This is a genomic window from Macrococcus equipercicus (genome assembly GCF_024205945.1).
Lineage (GTDB): Bacteria > Bacillota > Bacilli > Staphylococcales > Staphylococcaceae > Macrococcus > Macrococcus equipercicus.
This window is the reverse complement of sequence record NZ_CP073809.1, coordinates 354,899-371,137: the sequence shown is the minus strand read 5'-3', so window position 1 is coordinate 371,137 and position 16,239 is coordinate 354,899. Positions and strand designations below refer to the sequence as shown.

Below are 16,239 nucleotides of genomic sequence, written 5' to 3'. Positions count from 1 at the left end.
GTCAACAGCTACACTTTAATTGAATAATTTTTGAAAGGAGTGGGGGTATGCAGATCAGTAATCGCGAGAAGAGAATCATCGAATCGTTGCTGAAGAACCCCCGCTCCTTTTTGACGATTCGGCAGATTGCCCAGGACCTCGGTGTCTCAAGCCGGACGATTCACCGGGAGCTTAAATTTGTCGAGCGTTCACTTGACCGCTTCGGGCTTGAACTGCTCCGCCTTCCTAACAAAGGGCTGCGGATCGAGGGGGACAGCGATCATTTCAATCAGCTGACCGACCAGCTCGATGCGATGGATGTCCTTGACTTGTCGATGGATGAACGAAAAGTCATTATTTTGTACACCTTGATTAAATCAAAGGACCCCGTCAAGCTCTACAGTCTGGCAAGCGAAATCGGCATTTCCATCAATAAGCTGAATAAGGAGCTCTCAGCGCTTGAAGCAGATCTCACCCACTATCACCTCGTGCTCCATAAAAAGCGCGGTGAAGGGCTCGTGCTGTCCGGCGGTGAAGTCAATAAGCGTCAGCTGCTCGCAGATCTCATGCTCGAGAGATTGAATTCAACAAGCGTCTACTCGGTTATCGAAGACCACTTCGTCTATCAGACATTAAATGATGAGAAGCTGCTTGATATTGTGGACATGAATCAGATCTTCAATGTCGAGCGGCTGCTGATGGACGAGCTGTCTGAACTTCCTTACGTACTAATGGAAACGTCGTATTTGACGCTGACGATTCATATCGTCCTGGCGATTGAACGCATCCGTAACGGCGAGCAGGTGACGATTAACGAAGAGCTCATTCAGGCGCTGCGAGTGACTCCTGAATTCAAGGTCGCAGAAAATTTAGCTGAATCATTATCTCATGTCTACAACGTAGACTTTGACCTTGAAGAAGTCGTCTTCATCACGATGCATCTGCGCGGGGCGAAACGCCGGGCGGATGAAAGTGAGACAGCGATTGATATTACGACGGAAGCCGAACAGCTGATCGCTCATGTTGAACGGCTGACCGGCAATGACTTTGAAGGCAACACCGTGCTCCGGGAAGGCATTCTTCTTCACCTTGTACCTGCTTTGAATCGTCTGTCCGGTGGTATAGAAACGTATAACCCGCTGACAGCTATGATCAAGGCGGACTATCCGGTGTTGTTTGAAGCAGTGAGCAGCGCTCTCACCCGGATATTCCCTGACCATTCGTTTCCGGACGGGGAAGTCGCCTTCGTCGTGCTGCATTTCGGCGGTGCTATGAAAGCCGCTGAAGAAGAGCAGGTGCTTGTCGTCTGTACGAGCGGGATTGGAACAAGCAGAATACTGTCCAATCAGATCGAGCAGAACTTTCCAAATGTCACTGTCGCCCGTCAAGCCTCGGTCAGTGAACTGAAGTCGATTGCGCTGGACCAGTTTGACCATATTATTTCGACGGTCGGCCTGGATATCAAGCAGCCTTATACAGTGGTCAATCCACTGCTCCCTGCATCCGACAAGCAGATTCTGGCGCAGATTTTCACATCTGCTACAGTGAGGCGGCAGAAAGAGACGCATGTTGTCAATCTCGACATTTATGACGCGGTCGTCCCGTTCGTCGTCGAAGGTCATGCACTGATTGATGCGCTTTACTTCCACGAGGCAGATGTCCTGACGCTGGAAGATGCAATCGCGGATTATGTGGCAGCACAGCATATTACAAGCGCCAGCGAGGAACTGCTGGCTGTCATCAGCAAACGAGAAGACGCGCAGGGGTTTGCGATAACCGGTTCAGAGATTGCGCTCCCTCACCTCGTCCATCCATTGATTGAGCGCCCGGGCATTGCGTTAATCACCTTGGCTAAGCCCGTTACCGCTAAAAACATGGATGACGATATGCAGCCTGTCCGGTATCTCGCGATTATGCTGCTGCCGGAAGACACGCGGTTACGGCCGCTTGTCAGCGAATTCAGTGTACTATTGATGAACCATCTGGAGTCACCAGACAAATTATTTGGCAGCAGATCATTTGTCGTTAATCATATGAAACAAGCTTTAATGCAGCAAGTCACACAACTAATCTACTAAATGGAGTGAAGAAAACATGTCAAATTTAATCCCAACAGAAAATATTTTAATGAACCAGCAGCTCGCAACGAAAGAAGAAGCCATCGAAGCAGCAGGCCGTCAATTAGTTGAAGTCGGTGCAGTAGGCGAAGGTTACATCGAGGCGATGAAAGACCGTGAAGCTATCGTGTCAACTTATATGGGTAACTTCCTGGCGATTCCTCATGGTACTGACGAAGCAAAAACTGAAGTGATTAAAACAGGCATTACGTTACTGCACGCACCTGACGGCATCGACTGGGACGGCAACATAGTTAAAGTCGTAGTCGGTATCGCTGGTAAAGACGGCGACCACTTAGATTTATTATCACAGATCGCTATCGTCTTCTCAGATGAAGAGAACGTTGACCGTGTCATTCAGGCTCAATCAGCTGACGAAATCAACGCAATCTTCGGGGAGGTCGAACTGTAATGAAAGCAGTCCATTTCGGTGCCGGCAATATCGGCCGTGGCTTTATCGGTAAAGTATTATATGACAACGGCTATGACATTACATTTGTCGATGTTAACGCTGAGATGATTGATCTGATCAACAAAGAACAGGAATATGACGTCATCATCGCTGAAGAAGCGAAGTCCCGTCAGCACGTCTCAGGCGTCAAAGGTATCAACAGCATGACAGATACAGACAAGCTGCAAGCTGCTATTAAAGACGCAGACTTAATTACGACAGCAGTCGGTGTCAACATCCTGCCGATCATCGCTAAAAGCATCGCTGGTCCATTGACAGAGCGGACAGCTGACAAGCCACTGAACATTGTTGCGTGTGAGAATGCGATTATGGCGACAGACCAGCTGAAAAAAGCAGTCACTGCAATCACGGGCGAACTTGGTGCGCATATTCACTTCCCGAATTCAGCAGTAGACCGTATTGTACCGATTCAGAAGCAGGACAATCCATTAGACGTTATGGTTGAGCCGTTCTTTGAATGGGTTATCGAAGAAGATATCTGGGCAGGCGACAAGCTTGACGGCGTGAAATATGTCTCAGATTTACATCCATACATTGAGCGTAAACTATTGACTGTCAATACTGGACACGCGTTCATCGCTTACTTCGGCACTTATAAAGGTTATACAACAGTAGATGAAGCAATGAAAGATGCAGAGCTTGTCGAGCAGTTGAAAGCAGTGCTTGCTGAAACAAGTGACTACTTAACGACTGTCTATGACTTCACTGCTGCAGAACAGGCCACTTACGTCGAGAAGATCATCGGCCGCTTCAAGAATCCATACTTATCAGACGCGTTAAACCGTGTCGGCCGTTCACCGCTGCGTAAAATCAGCCCGGAAGACCGTGTAGTGAAGCCACTCGCTTATCTTGCAGAAGAAGGCAGAAAACACGACGCATTAGTTGATATGGCAGCATACTTACTGCGCTATTCTGATGAACAGGATCCAGAAGCTGTAGAGAAGAATAACTTTATCCAGGAAAAAGGCATCACTGAATTCCTGCAGCATTATGCTAAAGTTGAAGGTGCACTTGCAAAAGAAATAGAAGAACGATATAACACCCTATTGTTTGATAAAGAGAATAACTAGTTTTGTTGAGACCGTATCGTGTTGATACGGTCTTTTCGTTATGGATGGATTTCTCAGGGATTTTGGCCTTCAGGAGTCATTTGAAGGCCACTTCTCACCAATTTTCGATGATTTCTCAGGAATTTTGGCCTTCAGGAGTCATTTGAAGGCCACTTCTCGTCAGTTTTCGATGATTTCTCAGGAATTTTGGCCTTCAGGAGCGGTTTGAAGGCCACTTCTCACCAATTTTCGATGATTTCTCAGGAATTTTGGCCTTCAGGAGTCATTTGAAGGCCACTTCTCGTCAGTTTTCGATGATTTCTCAGGAATTTTGGCCTTCAGGAGCCGTTTGAAGGCCACTTCTCGCCAGTTTTCGACGATTTCTCAGGGATTTTGGCCTTCAGGAGTCATTTGAAGGCCACTTCTCGTCAGTTTTCGATGATTTCTCAGGAATTTTGGCCTTCAAGCCACAAAAAAACGACCCGCAGCTTCTGCGGGTCGTCAGTTATTATAATCCCATTTTCTCTCTTACAACGTCAGAGATACTGTTGACGAAACGCTCTGCATCTTCGTCTGTTTTTGCTTCGACCATGACGCGGACTAACGGTTCTGTTCCCGATGGTCTGACCAACACGCGGCCTTCGCCGTTCATCTCTGCTTCTACTGCCTGGATAGCTGCTGCAACATCTACATTATCAGTCACTGCATGTTTGTCAGTCACTCGAATGTTCACGAGACGCTGCGGATATTTTGTCATCTGGCCGGCAAGCTCACTTAACGTTCGGCCGGACTGCTTCACGATAGCGGCTAAATGAATACCTGTCAGCAGGCCGTCTCCTGTTGTGTTATGATCCATCATCACGATATGGCCGGACTGCTCACCGCCCAGGTTATACTGACCACGGCGCATTTCTTCTACAACATAGCGGTCGCCGACTTTCGTCTTGTCGCTTTTAATGCCGTGCTCTTCCAGTGCTTTATAGAACCCGAGATTACTCATGACTGTTGAAACAACCATATCATCTTTCAGTACACCACGCTCTTTCATCGCCTGTGCCAGAATAAACATAATCTGGTCGCCATCGACAATCTGCCCTTTCTCATCAACGGCAATAATGCGGTCGCCATCACCATCAAACGCAAGACCGAAGTCGCTTTCTGAATCCAGTACGAGTTCCGCGAGTGCTTCCGGATGAGTAGAACCTACTTTATCGTTGATGTTATTGCCGTCCGGGTTACAGCCGATTGTCACTGTGTCCGCCTCTAAGTCACCGAATAAATACGGTGCTAAAGAATACGTCGAACCATGCGCACCGTCCAGTGCAATTTTCAGCCCTTCCAGATCGCCGTCAATCGTTGATTTCAGGAAGCTTAAGTAGCGGTTGCCGCCTTCAAAGAAATCAGATGTGTGGCCAAGGTCTGCACCGATTGGTCTTGGCAGTGTATCTTCAGCATCCAGTAACTTTTCAATCTCTGCTTCCTGGTCATCACTCAGCTTGAAACCATCCGCACCGAAAAACTTGATGCCGTTATCCTGCACTGGATTATGGCTCGCAGAAATCATGACGCCTGCCTGAGCTTCTAATTCTCTCGTCAAATAGGACACGCCCGGCGTTGAAATGACACCGAGTCTCATCACTTCTGCGCCGGTTGATAATAGTCCAGCTACTAGTGCTGATTCAAGCATGATTCCAGAGACCCGTGTGTCACGTCCTACGAGGACAGTCGGCTTGTCCTGACCATTATGCGCAAGCACATAACCACCAAAACGTCCTAGCTTGAATGCAAATTCAGGTGTTAATTCACTATTTGCCACACCTCTGACACCGTCTGTTCCAAAATATTTACCCATGATTGTAAACTCCTTTAATTTCCAATTATTTTTTATCGACGTCAATCGTCACTGTTACTTCATCCGGTGCTGCTTTTGTCACATCTTTCGGCAGCGGAATCTTTTGCTTCAACACCGTATCTTTTGTGATTTTGTCCAGGTTGACTTCTACTTGCATATTGCCGATACCATCAAGTACTGAGCGTTTACCGAACAATTCTACCTGATCATCGGACAATGAAATCTTATTGACTTTAAGTTCCGCCGGCAGCTGTCCGGTCGTCTTCGGCATAATAGACACCAGTTTAGAGGACGGAGCCACTTTAATGTTAATCTTAACTTTAGCCGGCTTAACCGTGACGTCCAGCTTATTCAGCTGGGCATCAAAGACACCGACTTCTGCTTCTTCTGTCGTAGACTCAGACAGCTTTGTTTTATTATCAAGCGTCGCTTTGACATAAGCGATTTTGTTTATTTCGTCTTCACCGCCTGTAATTGTTACCTGCGACGGATCGACTTCCTGCCCGATCAGTTCGTAGCCCGTTGCAATACGGCTGTCACTGATTTCCGCTTCCACTTGATTAGTCACACTTGTCTTTTCTGACAGCGTCACGTTCGTAGTCTTCGGCATCAGTACATAGGACAGCTTGTCAGACAGGCCTTCAACGATGAACTTCTTCTTATGATCACCGACTGTATCATGACTTAAGTCCAGTTTCACTTTGAAGTCCCTCATGCTCTCTGTCTTCTTGATAATCGCAGTCGGACCTGCAAGCCTGATGTTCACTGTTTTCGGCGCGCCGGCCAGATAGAGGTTATCCTGGTCGTACACGGTCTCGACTGGAACGTCCTGGATGACCGTCTCTTCCGATTCGTTGAACTGCTCCTGCGTAAAAAAGGTGCCGAACACGTCATTGACAGAGAGAAATAAGAATAAGGCAAGTACTAATGATATAAGACGTAATCCCCATTTAGTTTCCAGCATTGTCCGTCACACCTTTCTTGTCAAGATGTGCACTGAACCAGTGTTCGGTCAGAAGTGCTTCAAAAACTTCCAGTGACACATCTTTACGCAGCCGGCCGTTATAAGTGACCGAAATAGCACCGGTCTCCTCTGACACGACGACTGTAAATGCATCTGACACTTCTGACAGACCGATAGCAGCTCTGTGCCGTGTGCCGAGACTCTTTTGAATCTTACTGGAATCAGAGAGCGGAAGATAACTCGCAGCCGTAGCAATCTTATCGCCTTGAATAATCATGGCGCCGTCATGCAGCGGTGTATTCGGAATAAAAATATTGATTAGCAGTTCCGATGAAATGCTGGCATAAATCGGTATCCCTGTTTCGATATAATCCTGAAGTCCCGTCTCTTTTTCTATTACAATCAATGCGCCGATCCGACGCTTCGCCATATATTGAACTGCTTTAACCATGTCGCCGGTCAATTTCTTTTTATCCACTTTTAAGTGCGAAGTATTTCTCTTGAACAAACTACCTCGCCCCAGCTGTTCCAATGCTCTTCTTAATTCTGGCTGAAAAATTACAATGACAGCTAAAAAACCCCATTCCAATACAAAATCAAATAATCTCGTAGTTGTGGTTAAATCGAGTAGGTCACTGACACTTCTACCAATCAGAATAAAGAAGATCCCTTTAAGTAACTGTATCGCTTTTGTGCCTTTAATGGCATTGATGACCAAGTAAAGTACATACCACACAATCAGCAGGTCCAGAATGCCGGTGATAACTTTAAGTGTATTCAAGTTATCAAAGAACTGCATTGCATCTCCTCCATACTTCAGCTTTCTCTATTATAACATGTCATTGACAAGACTCTTGTATTCCGTAATGCTTTTTTCATAATGTTCCATAGCTTTATCAGTCTGACCAAGCTGCTTATAAATATCCGCTACTTTCGGGCGTAACTGGACCATGTAGATCGGTAGATCATCGCCTTTCAAAGCTTCCAGATAATATGTCAGCGCACCTTGCAGATTGCCTTCTTTCACAGAAATATCACCCATAATTTCATTGGCGAACCCTGCCTCATCTTTATCGGTCTGTTCCTTGACGAGTGCTTTCGCTTCGTCAATACGGCCGAGCTTGCTCAATATCTGACCGTAGCGCAGACGGACGTTCATCACAAATGGAACATCATAGCCATTTTCCCCTATCATCTCAAAAGCAATCTTAATATTGTCATAGGCTTCATCCAGACGGCCGACTTCCATCAGCAGAATGGCCAGGTTGGTTCTCGCGCCGACAAGTTCAAGGCTCGGTCCTTTAAGCTCTGCATAAGCAATCGCACGACGCACGTGAACTTCTGCCTTATCGTAATTCTTCAGCACATGATACGCTTTCCCCATTGTATTCTCAATTTCAAAACCGAAGTGATATGTATTTAACCGGCTGCTGAGTGACAGCGCATCTTCACATAAGTTCAGTGCCACATAATTCTCACCGATCAGTCTGTAATATTCGCCTAGACTGCCAAGAATCGTCACGCGAGACGTGTTCGTGATATTTTCAAAAATAGTGATATTATTGGCGATGGTCAGCTGATGAATAGCTTCCATTATATTGTCAGTCCGCTGTTCAACACGGCCGAGAAGGACAAGCGCACGTAAATAAATCGTTACGTCTTTCAGCTTTTTAACGATACTAATCGCAGCATCCAGTTCTTCCCGCGTCTTGGCGTAATTCTTCTGATGAAAATAATAGCTTGCCTTAATCCAGTGGACAGCTCCGCGTTCATATTCTGTAATACTCTCCAGCGTTTCATAGTTCTTTGCCAAAAAGTCTTCCAGCTTATTAAATTCATGCAGCATCACATGATTCTCTGCCCACTTAATATCCTTCTTAATATCCAGCAGACTCAGATTCCTATCTGCCGACGTTGCCGTGAAGTCGTCAAGCGTACAGTTCAGGCGTACACTCAGTTTCTTCAGCACGTTTGTGGAGGGATGCACGGAGTTCTTTTCAATCAGACTTAAATAAGTTCTCGATATGATACCTTCTGCTAATTGCTGCTGTGTTAAGTTGGCCGCATTCCTCAATTCTTTTACACGTTGTCCAAGCATACCAAGACCTCCATTTGATTTAACTATATTATACTGTGTTAAACATAAAATGTAACGCTCACTTAATTTAAATTAATGTTAAATCTTGATTAAGTTGTTCTTTCTCAGAAAAACCTTTTATTCTGTCAATATCGCTTCAAATGATAAAATAATTCTATTTGTGTAATACGTTGACACCGTAAGAATTAATAGTAATAATTAAGTTATCATTTATTTAAAGGAGACGCTCAATGTTAGATATCCTTGTCATCGATAATCTGGCCCAGCTAAAATGTGTCAGCGATCCATTTCGTATAAAGCTGCTTGAACTGCTCTCTGAAGGTGAGAAAACCGGTCAGCAGCTGGCAGATGAGCTGCATATACCGCGAGCTAAAATTCATTACCATTTAAGAGAGCTGGAGAAATACCGTATTATCGAGATGGTCAAGACAGAACAAAAGCACAGCATCATCCAGAAATTCTATGCACCAACTGCGAAACAACTGCTGCCGAGTCCAGATCTTTTGAAGTTCGGAGCGGAAGAAACGAAGAAAGAACTCGCAACTTTTAAGCTGCAGCTGAATCAGGAAGACTTCAATGATTTTAAGAAGGATATGAAGAAGTTTGTAAAGAAATCCTCGAAAAAATCAGGATCCGCATCCTATGAAGTGACGATTCTCCCGAGTACAGAGCTATAAGCAGCGAATCATAAATGCTCATATACGATAAAAAAATCAGATGGCAGTTTCCTGTCCATCTGATTTTTATATCGCTGACTACAGCAATGTTTCCCCGAAAAATGAACCGAGCAGACCTACTGCCTGGTTTGCAGTTTGATTGTTCACATCAATCAACGGATTTACTTCAACAAGTTCCATAGATGTCACAATGCCTGAATCATGCAGCAGTTCCATTGCGAGATGACTCTCACGGTAAGTAATACCGCCCGGCACACAAGTTCCAGTTCCCGGGGTCTCTACTGGGTCAAGCGCATCCACATCAAGTGACAAATGCACACCGTCTTTATCTTTTAAGTAGTCAATCGTCTCTTCGATGACTGTCTTCATTCCAAGCTTATCAATTTCAGCCATTGTATATGTTTTAATGCCGACTTCTCTAATATATTTCTTTTCACCGTCATCAAGATCACGCATACCGATCAATACGATATTTTCTACTTTGACTTTATTTTTGTAGCCACCGATGTTGACTAAATCTTCATGGCCGTCCCCGATTAATGCACGTAACGGCATACCGTGAATATTACCTGATGGTGATGAATCAGCAACATTCAAATCACCATGGGCATCGTACCAGATGACTCCTAAATTATCATAGTGACGTTTAACGCCGGAAATTGTACCCATCGCAATAGAATGATCTCCGCCGATGACTAAAGGAAACTTACCTGCTTGAATCGTCTCATCTACTTCATTACAAAGTGTTTCACAGAATTCAGTAACTTCCTCTAGATTTCGAAGACCCCCATCCTGTTCACTGCGGTATTTTTTCATATTAATAGCAGGACCTTTAATATCGCCCTTATCTTCTACTGTTACTCCGATAGCTTCAATACGTTCAACTAAACCCGCATAGCGCATCGCATCAGCACCCATGTTTACACCAAGCTTACGTTGTCCAAATGCACATGGTGCGCCGATAATTTCAACTGTTTTATTCATAACTTTTCCCCTCTGTGTTAAATATGATAAGAAAGCGCTAACATCTTTATTTTATAGGAGAATAAAAGAATATTCAATAAATTTATGCATGAATGAATAAAATGTATTTTTATGGAATATAGCGACTAAAAATTCGCTTTTCCTTATATCATTGCAACAAAAAACCCTTGTCCGAAGACAAGGGTTTCATTATGAGCCATAGAGGATTCGAACCTCTGACCCTTTGATTAAAAGTCAAATGCTCTACCAACTGAGCTAATGGCTCTAATGGCTGGGGTAGCTGGATTCGAACCAACGAGTGACGGAGTCAAAGTCCGTTGCCTTACCGCTTGGCTATACCCCAATAATGGTGGAGGGGGGCAGATTCGAACTGCCGAACCCGAAGGAGCGGATTTACAGTCCGCCGCGTTTAGCCACTTCGCTACCCCTCCAGCTTATTAGTATGTAAGTTTAATTAGAATGGTGGAGGATGACGGGATCGAACCGCCGACCCTCTGCTTGTAAGGCAGATGCTCTCCCAGCTGAGCTAATCCTCCATATGACCCCTACGGGATTCGAACCCGTGTTACCGCCGTGAAAGGGCGGTGTCTTAACCGCTTGACCAAGGGGCCAAAAAAAAATGGCTCCACAGGTAGGACTCGAACCTACGACCGATCGGTTAACAGCCGATAGCTCTACCACTGAGCTACTGTGGAATAATAATACTGCCCGGCAACGTCCTACTCTCGCGGGACGTCAGTCCAACTACCATCGGCGCTAGAGAGCTTAACTTCTGTGTTCGGTATGGGAACAGGTGTGACCTCTCTGCCATCGTCACCAGACAGATGGGGTGAATTATACCCTCAAAACTAGATAAACGCTGAAGAAGTGATCCGACCGGCAATGCCGATAAATCTATGTTTGTCCAGCTACAGCTGCGCTGTCTTTCATCATTTTCTAAGCCGTACTGACAATCAGGATTGTCATCCGCCTCATCAAAAATGATTCAAGCCATTCCGCTTACCTTCGCTTTTCTTAATTGATTAAGTCTTCGATCGATTAGTATCCGTCAGCTCCACACATTACTGTGCTTCCACCTCGAACCTATCTACCTCATCATCTTCGAGGGATCTTATAACCGAAGTTGGGAAATCTCATCTTGAGGGGGGCTTCATGCTTAGATGCTTTCAGCACTTATCCCGTCCATACATAGCTACCCAGCTATGCCGCTGGCGCGACAACTGGTACACCAGAGGTATGTCCATCCCGGTCCTCTCGTACTAAGGACAGCTCCTCTCAAATTTCCTACGCCCACGACGGATAGGGACCGAACTGTCTCACGACGTTCTGAACCCAGCTCGCGTACCGCTTTAATGGGCGAACAGCCCAACCCTTGGGACCGACTACAGCCCCAGGATGCGATGAGCCGACATCGAGGTGCCAAACCTCCCCGTCGATGTGAACTCTTGGGGGAGATAAGCCTGTTATCCCCGGGGTAGCTTTTATCCGTTGAGCGATGGCCCTTCCATGCGGAACCACCGGATCACTAAGTCCGTCTTTCGACCCTGCTCGACTTGTAGGTCTCGCAGTCAAGCTCCCTTGTGCCTTTACACTCTGCGAATGATTTCCAACCATTCTGAGGGAACCTTTGAGCGCCTCCGTTACTCTTTAGGAGGCGACCGCCCCAGTCAAACTGCCCGCCTGACACTGTCTCCCGCCACGATAAGTGGCGCGGGTTAGAAAGTCAACACAGCCAGGGTAGTATCCCACCAGCGCCTCGACGTAAGCTGGCGCTCACGCTTCGAAGGCTCCTACCTATCCTGTACAAGCTGTGCCGAATTTCAATATCAGGCTGCAGTAAAGCTCCACGGGGTCTTTCCGTCCTGTCGCGGGTAACCTGCATCTTCACAGGTACTATGATTTCACCGAGTCTCTCGTTGAGACAGTGCCCAAATCGTTACGCCTTTCGTGCGGGTCGGAACTTACCCGACAAGGAATTTCGCTACCTTAGGACCGTTATAGTTACGGCCGCCGTTTACTGGGGCTTCAATTCGTAGCTTCGCTTGCGCTAACCACTCCTTTTAACCTTCCAGCACCGGGCAGGCGTCAGCCCCTATACGTCACCTTACGGTTTTGCAGAGACCTGTGTTTTTGATAAACAGTCGCTTGGGCCTATTCACTGCGGCTCTTCAGGGCTTGCACCCTAAAAAGCACCCCTTCTCCCGAAGTTACGGGGTCATTTTGCCGAGTTCCTTAACGAGAGTTCGCTCGCTCACCTTAGAATTCTCATCTTGACTACCTGTGTCGGTTTGCGGTACGGGCACCTAATTTCTAACTAGAGGCTTTTCTTGGCAGTGTGAAATCAACGACTTCGCTACTATAATTTCGCTCCCCGTCACATCTCAACCTTCGCGAGCACCGGATTTGCCTGATGCTCAGTCTTGATGCTTGGACGTACATAACCAACAGTACGATCGCCTATCCTTCTGCGTCCCCCCATCGTTCAAACAATCTTAGGTGGTACAGGAATATCTACCTGTTATCCATCGCCTACGCCATTCGGCCTCGGCTTAGGTCCCGACTAACCCAGAGCGGACGAGCCTTCCTCTGGAAACCTTAGTCAATCGGTGGACGGGATTCTCACCCGTCTTTCGCTACTCACTCCGGCATTCTCACTTCCAAGCGCTCCACATGTCCTTGCGGTCATGCTTCGACGCCCTTGGAACGCTCTCCTACCATTGTCCTACGGACAATCCACAGCTTCGGTAATATGTTTAGCCCCGGTACATTTTCGGCGCAGCGTCACTCGACTAGTGAGCTATTACGCACTCTTTAAATGATGGCTGCTTCTAAGCCAACATCCTAGTTGTCTGGGCAACGCCACATCCTTTTCCACTTAACATATATTTTGGGACCTTAGCTGGTGGTCTGGGCTGTTTCCCTCTCGACTACGGACCTTATCACCCGCAGTCTGACTCCCGCATTAAATTATCTGGCATTCGGAGTTTGTCTGAATTCGGTAACCCGAGGGGGGCCCCTAGTCCAAACAGTGCTCTACCTCCAGTAATCATCATGCGAGGCTAGCCCTAAAGCTATTTCGGAGAGAACCAGCTATCTCCAGGTTCGATTGGAATTTCTCCGCTACCCACACCTCATCCGCTCACTTTTCAACGTAAGTCGGTTCGGTCCTCCATTCAGTGTTACCTGAACTTCAACCTGGACATGGGTAGATCACCTGGTTTCGGGTCTACGACCTGATACTCATTCGCCCTGTTCAGACTCGCTTTCGCTGCGGCTCCGCATCCACTGCTTAACCTTGCATCAAATCGTAACTCGCCGGATCATTCTACAAAAGGCACGCCATCACCCATTAACGGGCTCTGACTACTTGTAAGCACACGGTTTCAGGTTCTATTTCACTCCCCTTCCGGGGTGCTTTTCACCTTTCCCTCACGGTACTGGTTCACTATCGGTCACTAGAGAGTATTTAGCCTTGGGAGATGGTCCTCCCGGATTCCGACGGAATTCCACGTGTTCCGCCGTACTCAGGATCCACTCAGGAGGGAATAACTTTTCGACTACAGGACCTTTACCTTCTCTGGTTGACTTTTCCAAAGTCATTCGTCTAAATTATTCCTTTGTAACTCCGTGCTGAGTGTCCTACAACCCCAGGATGCAGGCATCCTGGTTTGGGCTCTTCCCGTTTCGCTCGCCGCTACTCAGGGAATCGAGTTTTCTTTCTCTTCCTCCGGGTACTTAGATGTTTCAGTTCCCCGGGTGTGCCTTCTCATATGCTATGTATTCACATATGGATAACATGACATGACTCATGCTGGGTTTCCCCATTCGGAGATCTCTGGATCAAAGCTTACTTACAGCTCCCCAGAGCATATCGTCGTTAGTAACGTCCTTCGTCGGCTTCTAGTGCCAAGGCATCCACCGTGCGCCCTTAATAACTTAATCTGTTATTAATAATGTGATGTCTGCATAAATGCAGACGCGCGATTTCTAAGAATTCAAAAAATGAACTCACTCGGTATTGCTTGGTAAAATCTTTTTCTTCTTCATTGCTTATCTAGTTTTCAAGGTACAATCTGAATGCATGGACCACAGGTCCTATGAACATTCAAAACTGAATACAATATGTCAGACGTTAATCCCTAAGGGATATCAAGTATCCCTTTTCCGTATAATCCTTAGAAAGGAGGTGATCCAGCCGCACCTTCCGATACGGCTACCTTGTTACGACTTCACCCCAATCATCTGTCCCACCTTCGACGGCTAGCTCCTAAAAGGTTACTCCACCGGCTTCGGGTGTTACAAACTCTCGTGGTGTGACGGGCGGTGTGTACAAGACCCGGGAACGTATTCACCGTAGCATGCTGATCTACGATTACTAGCGATTCCAGCTTCATGTAGTCGAGTTGCAGACTACAATCCGAACTGAGAATGGTTTTATGGGATTGGCTTGACCTCGCGGTTTTGCTGCCCTTTGTACCATCCATTGTAGCACGTGTGTAGCCCAAATCATAAGGGGCATGATGATTTGACGTCATCCCCACCTTCCTCCGGTTTGTCACCGGCAGTCTCTCTAGAGTGCCCAACTGAATGATGGCAACTAAAGATAAGGGTTGCGCTCGTTGCGGGACTTAACCCAACATCTCACGACACGAGCTGACGACAACCATGCACCACCTGTCACTCTGTCCCCCGAAGGGGAACGCTCTGTCTCCAGAGTTGTCAGAGGATGTCAAGATTTGGTAAGGTTCTTCGCGTTGCTTCGAATTAAACCACATGCTCCACCGCTTGTGCGGGTCCCCGTCAATTCCTTTGAGTTTCAGTCTTGCGACCGTACTCCCCAGGCGGAGTGCTTAATGCGTTAGCTGCAGCACTGAGGGGCGGAAACCCCCCAACACTTAGCACTCATCGTTTACGGCGTGGACTACCAGGGTATCTAATCCTGTTTGATCCCCACGCTTTCGCACCTCAGCGTCAGTTACAGACCAGAGAGCCGCCTTCGCCACTGGTGTTCCTCCATATCTCTGCGCATTTCACCGCTACACATGGAATTCCACTCTCCTCTTCTGCACTCAAGTCTCCCAGTTTCCAATGACCCTCCCCGGTTGAGCCGGGGGCTTTCACATCAGACTTAAGAGACCGCCTACGCGCGCTTTACGCCCAATAATTCCGGATAACGCTTGCCACCTACGTATTACCGCGGCTGCTGGCACGTAGTTAGCCGTGGCTTTCTGGTAAGGTACCGTCAAGGTACGTTCAGTTACTAACGTACTTGTTCTTCCCTTACAACAGAGTTTTACGATCCGAAAACCTTCTTCACTCACGCGGCGTTGCTCCGTCAGACTTTCGTCCATTGCGGAAGATTCCCTACTGCTGCCTCCCGTAGGAGTCTGGGCCGTGTCTCAGTCCCAGTGTGGCCGATCACCCTCTCAGGTCGGCTACGCATCGTCGCCTTGGTGAGCCGTTACCTCACCAACTAGCTAATGCGCCGCGGGTCCATCTATAAGTGACAGCAGAACCGTCTTTCACTGTTTCACCATGAGGTGAAACATATTATCCGGTATTAGCTCCGGTTTCCCGAAGTTATCCCAGTCTTACAGGTAGGTTACCCACGTGTTACTCACCCGTCCGCCGCTGACTTCAAGGAGTGCAAGCACTCCTGTCTGTCCGCTCGACTTGCATGTATTAGGCACGCCGCCAGCGTTCATCCTGAGCCAGGATCAAACTCTCCATAATAGTTTGTCTGATAAAAGCTCGTTGACTGCTTAAGCCAGTCACTCTGAAAGTACTCATGTACTCAAATTATTGGAATTAACGTTGACATATTGTCATTCAGTTTTCAATGTTCATTTTGGGGTTCAAAATTCATTTTAGCAGATGTTTTAGCTCTCTGCAAGAATTAATACTACCTTATATACTATAAAGTGTTTCAACCACTTTCGCAAGTATCAATTTTACACTTTGTAGCAACTTGTTTGCTGTTGTTTACTGCGTTATTGCTGTCGTTTTCAGCGACTTTTATATCTTAACAAGGCTCTATATTAAAGTCA

General features: G+C 46.9%; 9 protein-coding genes, 6 tRNA genes and 3 rRNA genes. 4 read left to right on the top strand and 14 right to left on the bottom strand.

Annotation, left to right across the window (positions count from 1 at the left end; all coding sequences use genetic code 11):
* The first annotated feature begins 47 nt into the window (after window positions 1–47).
* The 3 genes from KFV11_RS02035 to KFV11_RS02025 are packed head-to-tail and all read left to right on the top strand — an operon-like array spanning window position 48 to window position 3,638.
* Window positions 48–2,057, top strand: a complete 2,010-nt coding sequence (locus KFV11_RS02035) for a BglG family transcription antiterminator (protein WP_254250208.1) — start codon at window positions 48–50, stop codon at window positions 2,055–2,057.
* Between the two features lie 16 nt (window positions 2,058–2,073).
* Window positions 2,074–2,508 carry a PTS mannitol transporter subunit IIA gene (locus KFV11_RS02030; RefSeq protein WP_133418327.1) on the top strand — a complete coding sequence of 145 codons (435 nt, stop codon included), beginning with the start codon at window positions 2,074–2,076 and terminating at the stop codon, window positions 2,506–2,508.
* On the top strand, window positions 2,508–3,638 hold the full coding sequence (locus tag KFV11_RS02025) for a mannitol-1-phosphate 5-dehydrogenase (protein WP_254250207.1): 1,131 nt from the start codon (window positions 2,508–2,510) through the stop codon (window positions 3,636–3,638). Before KFV11_RS02030 ends, KFV11_RS02025 begins: the two co-directional genes overlap by 1 nt.
* A gap of 487 nt (window positions 3,639–4,125) precedes the next feature.
* Here the strand turns inward: KFV11_RS02025 and glmM are convergent, their stop codons facing one another.
* Genes glmM through KFV11_RS02005 form a run of 4 tightly spaced genes read right to left on the bottom strand, consistent with a single transcriptional unit; the run spans window position 4,126 to window position 8,531 of the window.
* Window positions 4,126–5,469: a phosphoglucosamine mutase gene (glmM, locus tag KFV11_RS02020; RefSeq protein WP_149459830.1), complete on the bottom strand. Its 1,344-nt coding sequence runs from the start codon at window positions 5,467–5,469 to the stop codon at window positions 4,126–4,128.
* Window positions 5,470–5,494: 25 nt separating this feature from the next.
* Window positions 5,495–6,433 carry a CdaR family protein gene (locus KFV11_RS02015; RefSeq protein ID WP_149459831.1) on the bottom strand — a complete coding sequence of 313 codons (939 nt, stop codon included), beginning with the start codon at window positions 6,431–6,433 and terminating at the stop codon, window positions 5,495–5,497.
* Window positions 6,420–7,232, bottom strand: coding sequence for a diadenylate cyclase CdaA (gene cdaA, locus KFV11_RS02010; RefSeq protein ID WP_149459832.1), 813 nt, complete (start codon window positions 7,230–7,232; stop codon window positions 6,420–6,422). Before cdaA ends, KFV11_RS02015 begins: the two co-directional genes overlap by 14 nt.
* A 30-nt stretch (window positions 7,233–7,262) precedes the next feature.
* On the bottom strand, window positions 7,263–8,531 hold the full coding sequence (locus tag KFV11_RS02005; RefSeq protein WP_254250206.1) for a helix-turn-helix domain-containing protein: 1,269 nt from the start codon (window positions 8,529–8,531) through the stop codon (window positions 7,263–7,265).
* Between the two features lie 230 nt (window positions 8,532–8,761).
* Here KFV11_RS02005 and KFV11_RS02000 point away from each other — a divergent pair, with 230 nt between their 5' ends.
* Window positions 8,762–9,208, top strand: a complete 447-nt coding sequence (locus KFV11_RS02000) for an ArsR/SmtB family transcription factor (protein WP_149459834.1) — start codon at window positions 8,762–8,764, stop codon at window positions 9,206–9,208.
* A 78-nt stretch (window positions 9,209–9,286) separates the two neighbouring features.
* On the opposite strand, the gene rocF is transcribed toward KFV11_RS02000, so the two are convergent.
* The 10 genes from rocF to KFV11_RS01950 all read right to left on the bottom strand — a co-directional run bounded on the left by rocF (window position 9,287) and on the right by KFV11_RS01950 (window position 15,925).
* On the bottom strand, window positions 9,287–10,192 hold the full coding sequence (gene rocF, locus KFV11_RS01995) for an arginase (protein ID WP_149459835.1): 906 nt from the start codon (window positions 10,190–10,192) through the stop codon (window positions 9,287–9,289).
* Between the two features lie 192 nt (window positions 10,193–10,384).
* Window positions 10,385–10,457, bottom strand: a tRNA-Lys gene (locus KFV11_RS01990).
* 3 nt (window positions 10,458–10,460) lie between these two features.
* Window positions 10,461–10,535: transfer RNA gene (locus KFV11_RS01985), tRNA-Gln, on the bottom strand.
* 4 nt (window positions 10,536–10,539) lie between these two features.
* Window positions 10,540–10,623 (bottom strand) — tRNA-Tyr (locus KFV11_RS01980).
* Window positions 10,624–10,652: 29 nt separating this feature from the next.
* A tRNA-Val gene (locus KFV11_RS01975) sits at window positions 10,653–10,728 on the bottom strand.
* 3 nt (window positions 10,729–10,731) lie between these two features.
* Window positions 10,732–10,803, bottom strand: a tRNA-Glu gene (locus KFV11_RS01970).
* Window positions 10,804–10,812: 9 nt separating this feature from the next.
* Window positions 10,813–10,887: transfer RNA gene (locus KFV11_RS01965), tRNA-Asn, on the bottom strand.
* Window positions 10,888–10,898: 11 nt separating this feature from the next.
* A 5S ribosomal RNA gene (gene rrf, locus KFV11_RS01960) occupies window positions 10,899–11,013 on the bottom strand.
* Window positions 11,014–11,210: 197 nt separating this feature from the next.
* Window positions 11,211–14,134 (bottom strand): 23S ribosomal RNA (locus KFV11_RS01955).
* Between the two features lie 237 nt (window positions 14,135–14,371).
* Window positions 14,372–15,925: ribosomal RNA gene (locus KFV11_RS01950) — 16S ribosomal RNA — on the bottom strand.
* Together the 16S, 23S and 5S rRNA genes with 6 tRNA genes alongside form the textbook arrangement of a ribosomal RNA operon.
* Window positions 15,926–16,239: the final 314 nt, after the last annotated feature.